Below are 9,193 nucleotides of genomic sequence, written 5' to 3' on the forward strand. Positions count from 1 at the left end.
ATGCTATCCTCTCAAAGATTCCATACCTGCTAAAACTCCTCTAGTGACACTTCCCCACTAAATTCTTACTAATTAATAACTTAGCGAACCATTCACGCAAACACTGTTGGTTTATTGCGCAATCGTTTTCCTCCCTTTTTTACGTAATATCCCCCTCACAAAGCAAATATGTGAGGAAAGTGCCTCGAAATCACATAAAAACCACACTTTTCTCCAACAAAAAAATGCCTTTTTTCATAAATAAATTCGATTTTTTTCTAATTTTTATCGGTTTTTGACCAAATTGGGCAGTCTCGTGACGTTTCTGTTTTGCGGTCACTTGGAAAAGTAGAGTGAAAACAACTCAATCTAGAGGCCAATACTCACTTGGGTTTGATAATTCAGCCCTCGTACTCCATTAAATGAAGCTTTCAAACTCAAACTTTATAAATCCACTTTCTATTCACCCGTAGCATTGCCGCGCCGAAAGCACATTTCGTGGCTGCCCTTTCGTTGATTTAACCTAAAACATTCAGTAAAGCGCATGGAAAAAGAGAATTGGTTAACGTGAAAAGCTAGGGGGAAGATTAGGTTTGAAGATAAAAAACAAAAAAAATGGCTAAGGTAATTAACCTTAGCCATTTTTATTCGATGTTTTGAATTGTTCTTTACAAGCTATGAGTCTCGAATTAAGACAGGTGCTAATTCTTTTGAGCGCTTAACGCTTCTGCAGTCGCATCTTGAATCGACAAGAACAATGACGTGATTTGTCCAGTAGGCGAACGCATCGGGTTTAGCGTCACGTTCTGGTACATGAAATCAGCTTGTTGAGTAACAGGGCGAACATTACGGCACTTGAACAGGTAAGGTCTTTGTGGCCATGTAATAAAGCTGCGACAACCTAAATCATAGACTGGCTTGGTTTTCAGCCTAAACCACTCTTCTGGGATTTCAGGGAATAACTCAAAGATCGACTTACCGATAGCATCATGTGATTGCTTACCGCTATGGTGAGTCATGAAGCCATTCCAAACTTGCACCTCAAAATCGCGATTAATAACCACCAGCCCCATGTCGACGTTCTGAACCATGTCCACCATCCAGTGGAACTGTTCAAATTCAGCAGGAAGATTCAACATATTAAAACTCCTCCATTAGGTAGGCCAATTTATTATCTAGAAGTGGCAAAGATTCATCAACAAACATGAATAGAAGGTCACAACGGATTGAAGTGCCGTCTATGTTATAGCTGACTTCGAAAGTCATCGTTTTCTTGAATGAGCCGCCGGTATTTTCAATAACGGAATCGATTGAGATGTGTTGACCCAGCAACACCGGAGAGCTCTGGAAGAAACGAACTTCTGACTGCTCACCTAACCCATTCAGGAATGAACCCACAAGGATATTAGATACATCCATCAACAGCTCTAATTCTTCTAACTGTTCGCTTTCTGTTGGCACCTTCATGAGCTTTTTAAGATCGCTCACACTGGAATCACTCAGCAAGACTAACGCTTCACCTGCAATACCTTCTCCACTAAAGCCTTGGCAAACACCCGACACTTGGTCGTTGTCTGCTAAGTCGCGAAGTGCCATGTGCAATTCACTCACTTCCAAAATATTCACGTTCGGTAGTGGTAAATGGACAAATACATCAAAATGGCGCGCCAGTGCATCGGCGGCGCGGCCGATTGCTACGTTCGCCACTTCCATGTAGATATCGCGTCTGCGTAGTATTGGAAGATCTAAAGCGGTAGGGGTAACAACCTGAGGCTGCGTTGGCGGCTCAACAAGTTCACGTAAAATGCCTTTTAACGCTTCTTTATCGATCGGTTTTTGTAAAAACGCTTTAGCACCGAGGTCCATGACCCTCTGCTGCGCTTTTGGCTGGATGTCACCGGAAACAACGACAACAGGTGTGTTATCACCTAAGCGTTGCATCTCTTCCAATGTGCCATAGCCATCTAGCTCAGGCATGGTCAAGTCGAGGAACATCAGTTTAAACTGGTTTTGAGCTAACTCTTCAAGTGCATTAAGCCCATGAACAGCAAAAGTTATATCTGCATTTAGAGAACTAGGCAGTGATCGAGCCATCTGCTTCCTTGCTAATGCAGAATCATCACATATAAGAACTGGGAACGACATAAATGCACCACCGACAAATTAAAGCTAATTTCGAGGAGTGTAACAGATCATTATCGTATCAGGTACGGGGTGAATGAATTTATATGTAGATTATTAGTCAGATTGATGGGAAAAGCGGATATTCGATTATCTCTGATTATTCTTTATGAAAAACAATATGCTACAGAGATAGTAACAAGCCATTTTATAAAGTAATTGCACTATTTTATGAAATGACTGCGATGATTTATAGAATAACAGCCTTAATAAGTAGCCTATTAAGGCTCGACTTGCCGATTCACGCAACAGCCATACATGTTGAACACCTATACGTGTTGACCGCCTACTACGCGTTTATCAGGTTGACGTTTTTATCCGTTTTACATAATGAGTGCAAAGGGGCTAAAACTGATATGTAGGCCATAGAATCAGTAATGCGAAACGAATAACCACAGCAAACACCAATAAAGCGATGCCCAGACGGTACCATTTGTATTCCGCAATATTCATTGGGATACGCTTATAAAACATAGTAATCACGCCTTTCCAATCACTACTGCGTCTTCCGTACTGCATCATGCTCGTCAAAACAAACAGAGCGCCAAGTACTAGCATTCCTTTCTCAGCCCAAAACAATCCAACTTCCATTTGTATTTTCCTTGATAAAACGATGAGCGACTTAAATCATTCTAGCCACCTTTGCTTACGGTTTCTGTAAGACCAAGGTCTAAATTACGAAGTACGCAATTCAGGGCTTTTACCTGATAGCTGATAGCTGATAGCCCATTGTTGGTAATTAGAAACTGGTAACTGGTAATTGATAACTGGTAATTGATAGTTCTCGGTCAGCATTACAAAGTTTATCGTTCAAGCTTTCATGGTAAAAGCGAGCATCACAAGCAGATCACGAATAAGCATGAGTCGAGAGATCCGGAGACTGACTGTTCTTTTGAATGACACGCATCAATTGGATAAGCAGCAGAATACCTGTCACACCTAAACCAACACCGATTCCGCCCCAGATCCCTGCCAATTCAAACTTAGACATCAAATACCAAGCCGCTGGCAAACCAAATACCCAGTAACCAATGGCTGTCATTACGGTTGGCATTGAGACAATCTTCATCCCTCTCAACAGGTTAATCGCCAATAACTGCCAAGCGTCTACAATAAAGCACAACGCAACCACCCAAATAACAGAGGCCAATAGCGAAGTCATTGCGCCCGTACCATCGTCTAACTTGAAGATAGACGCGATCATTTCCGGCCAGATGATGAACACGGCAGACAAGGCTACGCTCAACACCGACACCAATATAAAGCTTAGAATCGAGGTTCTTTTGATGCCTTCGTAGTTGCCCGCACCGAAATCACGGCCAACCAAAATCGCCGCAGCTTGTGAGAAACCGAAATTGAAGTTCCAAGTAAAGCTTAAGCATTGCAGTAGGATTTGGTGCAGTGCTAGAGAAGCAATACTGATCGTCCCCGCCATCAGAGTTCCGCCGTATATCAAGCCATGTTCAAGCAATGCAGCGAGCCCAATAGGCAAACCCATCATCAATAAAGGGCTCATTAATTTGATTGAATACTCTTCTGTGTTTAACCAAGGGGCGAACTGCTTAAACTCGTCACGCTTGAATACCCAAACCGTGTATCCAAGCATCACGATAAAGGCCGCGATAGCCGTACCTAGCCCTAAACCGGTTAAACCCATGTCTAATTGGAAAGTTAAGAAGTAGCTCACTGGCACATTCAGAATTACGGTGATGATAGACATCACCAGAATAGAGCGCACATTACCAAACGCACTGGTTAATCCACGCAGTACCAACAAAATAAGCGAAGGCAGCATCACCCATTTCAAGGCATGCACATATTCCATTGCTAAAGTAATCACTTCTTGGGGCTGTTTTGCTGCCTCTAATACCAACGGAGCAAACCAAAAGCTGGCCATTAAGGTCACACTCAACACAAATGCCAACATTGTTGCGCCTTTCACCGCCAATCTGATTTGTGTATTACCAAACTCAGGGCGAGCTACGCGCTGACCGTAAGCGATCGCAATCAAGTTCGCGACACACCCCACGGTGCTGCTCGCAATAATAAAGATGAAAAAGTAGATAGAGGCGCCTAAGCCACCAGCCGCAAGGGCTGACACACTGATACGCGACATCATCCAAACATCAGTAAGGACTAACGCCATAGAGATCAGCTGTGAAATGATCAAAGGGAATGCAAGAGTGAGTATTTTTTTCATGAGCGCCTCAGGTAATTTCGCCCAAAATACGATCGATGAGGCTGGCGTTCAATTGATAAATTTGCGACTCTAACATTCCATAAACTCATGCGAACGAATTATGACCCCATATCCTAGCTTGCCATCATCCCATAATGGCTTAAAAGCCTTCGAAGCTGCTGCAAGGCTGATGAGCTTTACTCTGGCCGCCGATGAGCTGCATGTGACACAAAGTGCGATCAGCCGTCAGATTAAACAGCTTGAAGATGAGTTAAACGCATCATTGGTTATTCGTAAGCATCGAGCGATTGAATTAACAGAACATGGTCACAATTTGTACGTGGCTTTACGTGAAAGCTATGCCAATGTCGAAGCGGTTATTGCTTCTTGGGGCGAGCCAAAGCAGAAACGTATTGTGATCAAAGCGACTTTGAGTTTCGCGACGCGCGTATTGATCTCTAAAGTCCGGGAATTAAACGAGCGTTATCAAGATTATGAAATCGTCATTGTGCCTGTGATTGAGGAAGACGAATCGATCAACAGCAGCGAATATGACCTACTGATCTTCCATACACGCTTCAAAAAACGCTATGACAAGGCACCTAACATCACCTTCTTACGTGAAGAGTTTATGGCGCCGGTCTGTTCGACTACTTTAACGAACAAAGATACTGACCTCGATTCGATCTTAACCTTACCAAGGCTCCACCCAACCTTAGATCATCACGACTGGAAAGTGTGGCTGGCTGATGTCGAGTCCCCGCCGAAAAAGCCCGTTAGAAATACCAGCTTCTTGTCTTTGGATATGGCACTCAGTGCCTGCTTGTCAGGTGAAGGCGTCACGGTGACGGATTTGCTGTTGGTTTTGCAGGATCTACAACGGGGCTTCTTGTACTGCCCTAAGGATGCAAAGATTCAGCACAGTGCTTGGACTTACTTCATGCACCAGCGTACACACACACCTATCATCAATGACCTTATTGAATGGCTGAGGGAAGAGACAGCAAAAGAGATCGAGTTGCTGAAATCACTCGCACAGCAATATCAGTGGTTTGGTGTAATAGAGCAAGACAAAGGCTTTGGTCGACTCTCTTAAATTAAGCTATGATTCCCCTTCCCTCACCCGATTGATATTTTTATGCCTTCTTTCTCTGTTTCAATGATCCCTGTTGGGGTTAGGTTCATGATCCTCTCCGCTTTTGGGTTCGCACTGATGTCTGCTTGTGTGAAATACATCAGCAACTACGGTATACCTGTATTTGAAATTGTTGCAGCAAGGGCATTGGTCTCTTTGATCATCAGCTATATCGATGTGAAACGAAAAGGCATTTCGATCTGGGGTAATAACAAACCACTCTTGTTTGTGCGTGGTGCTGTCGGTACTGCGGCGTTAATGTGTGTTTACTACGCCGTCACCACCTTGCCACTAGCAGAAGCGACCATTCTACAATACGTACATCCCGTGTTTACCGCGTTGCTTGGCGTGTTGTTCTTAAAAGAGCGCGTGCAAAAGTCGACCATGATCTGCATTGCATTCTGCCTCGCGGGATTGCTGGTGATGGTACAACCAAGCATGAACAGCGGCGTAAACAGCGAGTTACCCATGTTCAGCATTATGGTGGCGTTATTGGGCGCGTTTGGTAGCTCAATTGCTTATGTAATTGTGAGAAAGCTTAGCCAAACTGAAGATAGCTCAGTGATCATCTTCTATTTCCCGCTGGTTGCTCTTCCAATCTCAACAGCCCTGATCTGGAACGACTTTGTATGGCCAAGCTTATTCTTAACCATTATGTTGGTTCTGGTCGGGATTTTCACTCAGATAGGCCAATACGGTTTAACCAAGGCGATGCAAACTCAAGCTGCCGGTAAAGCTTCAGCTTACTCATACGTTCAAATCGTATTCTCAGCGCTGTTAGGCGTGTGGATCTTCAATGAGACTCCATCCGTTTGGACTTACCTAGGTGGTGGTCTAATTGTCACGGGCGCACTCATTAACGTGTTTGGCAAACAGTTGTTAGTGCCATTCAAGGCTAAGTAACCAACTAAGCGACCAAGCAACCAAGCAACCAAGCAACCAAGCAACCAAGCAACCAACAGAGTAAAGATCAGTTAGCCAATCAGCTAATAGATATAAAAAGGGCATTGCGGAATATTCCACAATGCCCTTTTCTGTGAGTCTTCCTAGCACCCTTTCTTAGACGTTTTATTTCGAACAATCTTGCTCTAGTACACCAACTCGATTACGAGTTCTACTACGTGGCATTGCGCAGCTTGGGATCATCACTCAAGTACTCTACAAATTCGATTTCAAAGCCCGCAGGATCAACAAAGTAAACGTTTTTGCGATAAGGTTCTTCAGCCCCAGGTTTGGCAATAGGGAAACCCGCATCAATAAGGCGCTCAATCACGCTCTCGATATTGTTGGTTACATAAGCAAAATGCGCGAGACCGACAGAATGCCCAGCCAAATCTCTGTTTTCTCCTTCGCCGTGATCGCTCAACGCGATGTATTGATATTCATCACCAAAATGTAGCCAGTTACGTGGCTTGCCAGACCATTCGCCTTGCCCTTCATCACGCACATACCAGTGAGGGAAAGCTGCTTTATAGAAAGTCAGCATCTCTGGGATATCTTTAACCACTAAATTTACATGTTCAAGTTGGATCATTCTTCTCTCCTTAAAGTATTCTCTTAAGCAACGTTGCATATCCTAATACCTCAAGTTAAGTTGAGGTAAAGAACTAATTTACGTTTATTTTCGAGAACGTCTTTAGAGTCCAAATGGCTCTGCTTTGACTACATACAAACAGTAAGTTTAGACGACTTAGTCCAACGTAACTCTCTTGCCTCGTATTATGTTCTTTGTACTTAATACCAGTGACTTTATGGGAGGTGTTCTCTCCAAACCACACCTTCCACAAAGTGAGCCGATGAAATGGATGCTGTATACAGGCCTCCCCTCAGTGATCGCAATGCAGAACCAAACCGTAGTTAATTGAAATACAAGCACTTAGTATTTTTTAGTCGACTGCGTAGCGGGAGTGATACATGGACAGCAGAATTACCATCAAAGAATTTCTCAGAGTGTTCGATTACCTTCGTTCAACGGGCGAACAGCTGAACAATAAATATCAAGTAGGCGAAATGACGGCTTGGCATGATTACGACGGTTACACCTGTTGGCTAAGCTACAGAGACGTTACGGTAACCCTGATGTTCCACGGTTCATTAAAAATCGAATACGACCAAGCGTCGAACTATGAAGACTTCATCAACCATTGTCTGGCTATGCTTGCTACAGAGCCTTCTCCGTAAGTACGAAAGGTCAACACGCCCTAATAACTATTGGAGAAAATCATGCACGAAACTGACTTTAAAACGCACTTACTGCCTAAACGAATCGCTTCTTTGTGCCTAATACTCAGCCTTTCTTTTTTATGGTGTCAAGTATCTGTAGCAGGAATAGATATGATTGATTTTACACAAGCGAACGAACAGAAGAATTGGACAGCGACCAACGACAATGTGATGGGCGGCATCTCAACAGGCGGTCTTATTCATGATGGCGAGACGAGTCAATTTAAGGGCGAACTATCGTTAGAGAACAATGGTGGCTTCAGTTCAATCAATCGCTCTGTTAAAACACTAAGCTCTGAAACGGACAGCGTAGAGTTGACGTTTGTGGGTGATGGTCGTACTTACCAGTTAAGGTTCACAACGTGGATAGATGGAAACAGGACCAACTACAAGCACAACTTTGAGACAATTAAAGGTGAACAACTCAAGAAAATTTTCCGACTAAACGACTTTCAAGCGGTGTTTAGAGGTCGGTTACTCAACGGAGAGCCGGGGCTTAAAGCTCAAGACATTAAACAGATCGGCTTTTTGATTGCAGACAAACAGCCTCTGCCCTTCGAGCTAAACTTACTTCAGATTCAATTCAAAACCTCGCAAGAAACGGAGTAACGCTTTGTTGGAATAAGGTAAAGTCTGAATAAACCACCGACGAACAAAAGCCCCTGATATCTTACCGATTCGCGATAGATATCAGGGGCCTTCCATTCAAGCGTTCAAAAGGTCAATGCTTCAAACCGTCAAAGATCTAAATCATTAGCTATTAATATTTAATGGCTGTTTTTCCAATCGACGTACTGCTTTCAATACGTTGGTGCGCATCTTTCAGAGTCTCAACACTAAAACCATTCAACGTCGTCGTTAGTGTCGATTTAATGCGGCCTGCATCAATCAAGTTCGCAGCTTGGAATAAGATGTCTTGTTGCTTCTGGATATCGTCTGTGTTGAACAGTGAACGTGTAAACATCAGCTCCCACACAAAACCTACAGACTTACCTTGAAGCGCCGACAGATCAATTCCACCATCGAACTCCACAATCGAACTGATCATGCCTTGTGGTGCAATCAGCTCCACCATCGATTCCCAGTGCCCTTTGGTATCCGCAACATTAAAAATGTAATCGACATGCTGGATGCCTTGCTCGCGCACAGACTCAACCAAGTTACGGTGATTCACCACATGGTCTGCACCCATATCCCTTACCCACTGCTCGGTTTCAGGTCTTGAAGCCGTCGCAATGACAGTCAGGTTAGTCAGTTGGCTCGCCAATTGAATAGTGATTGAACCTACGCCACCAGCGCCACCAATGATCAGAATCGACTTTTGCTCTTCAGGACGAACACGTAGGCGATCGAACAACGCTTCCCACGCAGTGAGTGTCGCTAGCGGCATCACAGCAGCAGCTTCATCAGAAAGGCTCTTTGGTGCTTTCGCCGCAATACGGTAATCAACGGCTTGGTATTCCGCGTTAGCTCCCATGCGAGTGACGTCACCAGCG

10 protein-coding genes are annotated in these 9,193 nt (G+C 44.0%); 4 read left to right on the forward strand and 6 right to left on the reverse strand.

The window, feature by feature from the left end:
• Positions 1–680: 680 nt before the first annotated feature.
• From AB4653_RS13155 to AB4653_RS13170, 4 genes are all read right to left on the reverse strand, one after another.
• Entirely contained in the window at positions 681–1,118 is a 438-nt protein-coding gene (locus AB4653_RS13155) for a PAS domain-containing protein (RefSeq protein ID WP_009844817.1), read from the reverse strand.
• Between the two features lies 1 nt (position 1,119).
• Positions 1,120–2,124, reverse strand: coding sequence for a response regulator (locus AB4653_RS13160; RefSeq protein ID WP_012600962.1), 1,005 nt, complete (start codon positions 2,122–2,124; stop codon positions 1,120–1,122).
• A 381-nt stretch (positions 2,125–2,505) separates the two neighbouring features.
• Positions 2,506–2,751, reverse strand: coding sequence for a hypothetical protein (locus AB4653_RS13165; protein WP_009844815.1), 246 nt, complete (start codon positions 2,749–2,751; stop codon positions 2,506–2,508).
• A gap of 256 nt (positions 2,752–3,007) precedes the next feature.
• Positions 3,008–4,360: an MATE family efflux transporter gene (locus AB4653_RS13170; RefSeq protein ID WP_102257577.1), complete on the reverse strand. Its 1,353-nt coding sequence runs from the start codon at positions 4,358–4,360 to the stop codon at positions 3,008–3,010.
• Between the two features lie 100 nt (positions 4,361–4,460).
• On the opposite strand from AB4653_RS13170, the gene AB4653_RS13175 reads away from it, so the two are divergent.
• Together AB4653_RS13175 and AB4653_RS13180 are read left to right on the forward strand one after the other, a co-directional pair.
• Positions 4,461–5,435 carry a LysR family transcriptional regulator gene (locus tag AB4653_RS13175; protein ID WP_102257576.1) on the forward strand — a complete coding sequence of 325 codons (975 nt, stop codon included), beginning with the start codon at positions 4,461–4,463 and terminating at the stop codon, positions 5,433–5,435.
• A 42-nt stretch (positions 5,436–5,477) separates the two neighbouring features.
• Entirely contained in the window at positions 5,478–6,377 is a 900-nt protein-coding gene (locus tag AB4653_RS13180; RefSeq protein WP_102257575.1) for a DMT family transporter, read from the forward strand.
• A gap of 214 nt (positions 6,378–6,591) precedes the next feature.
• On the opposite strand, the gene AB4653_RS13185 is transcribed toward AB4653_RS13180, so the two are convergent.
• Positions 6,592–7,008 carry a VOC family protein gene (locus AB4653_RS13185; protein WP_009844811.1) on the reverse strand — a complete coding sequence of 139 codons (417 nt, stop codon included), beginning with the start codon at positions 7,006–7,008 and terminating at the stop codon, positions 6,592–6,594.
• 380 nt (positions 7,009–7,388) lie between these two features.
• Between AB4653_RS13185 and AB4653_RS13190 the strand changes: the two genes are divergently transcribed.
• Positions 7,389–7,655, forward strand: coding sequence for a DUF3081 domain-containing protein (locus AB4653_RS13190; protein WP_102257574.1), 267 nt, complete (start codon positions 7,389–7,391; stop codon positions 7,653–7,655).
• Between the two features lie 42 nt (positions 7,656–7,697).
• On the forward strand, positions 7,698–8,306 hold the full coding sequence (locus tag AB4653_RS13195) for a CIA30 family protein (protein ID WP_102257573.1): 609 nt from the start codon (positions 7,698–7,700) through the stop codon (positions 8,304–8,306).
• Between the two features lie 151 nt (positions 8,307–8,457).
• Here AB4653_RS13195 and AB4653_RS13200 read toward each other — a convergent pair.
• Positions 8,458–9,193 (reverse strand): zinc-binding alcohol dehydrogenase family protein (locus AB4653_RS13200; RefSeq protein ID WP_372104388.1); only part of this gene is annotated, 736 nt, incomplete at its 5' end.

Origin of the sequence: Vibrio sp. 10N.222.48.A3 (assembly GCF_041475345.1) — a bacterium.
GTDB lineage: Bacteria > Pseudomonadota > Gammaproteobacteria > Enterobacterales > Vibrionaceae > Vibrio > Vibrio tasmaniensis_A.

Excerpts from the sequence above, each read along its gene's own strand:
- AB4653_RS13155 (WP_009844817.1), bottom strand. The coding sequence starts at position 1,118 with ATGTTGAATCTTCCTGCTGAATTTGAACAGTTCCACTGGATGGTGGAC.
- AB4653_RS13160 (WP_012600962.1), bottom strand. The coding sequence starts at position 2,124 with ATGTCGTTCCCAGTTCTTATATGTGATGATTCTGCATTAGCAAGGAAG.
- AB4653_RS13165 (WP_009844815.1), bottom strand. The coding sequence starts at position 2,751 with ATGGAAGTTGGATTGTTTTGGGCTGAGAAAGGAATGCTAGTACTTGGC.
- AB4653_RS13170 (WP_102257577.1), bottom strand. The coding sequence starts at position 4,360 with ATGAAAAAAATACTCACTCTTGCATTCCCTTTGATCATTTCACAGCTG.
- AB4653_RS13175 (WP_102257576.1), top strand. The coding sequence starts at position 4,461 with ATGACCCCATATCCTAGCTTGCCATCATCCCATAATGGCTTAAAAGCC.
- AB4653_RS13180 (WP_102257575.1), top strand. The coding sequence starts at position 5,478 with ATGCCTTCTTTCTCTGTTTCAATGATCCCTGTTGGGGTTAGGTTCATG.
- AB4653_RS13185 (WP_009844811.1), bottom strand. The coding sequence starts at position 7,008 with ATGATCCAACTTGAACATGTAAATTTAGTGGTTAAAGATATCCCAGAG.
- AB4653_RS13190 (WP_102257574.1), top strand. The coding sequence starts at position 7,389 with ATGGACAGCAGAATTACCATCAAAGAATTTCTCAGAGTGTTCGATTAC.
- AB4653_RS13195 (WP_102257573.1), top strand. The coding sequence starts at position 7,698 with ATGCACGAAACTGACTTTAAAACGCACTTACTGCCTAAACGAATCGCT.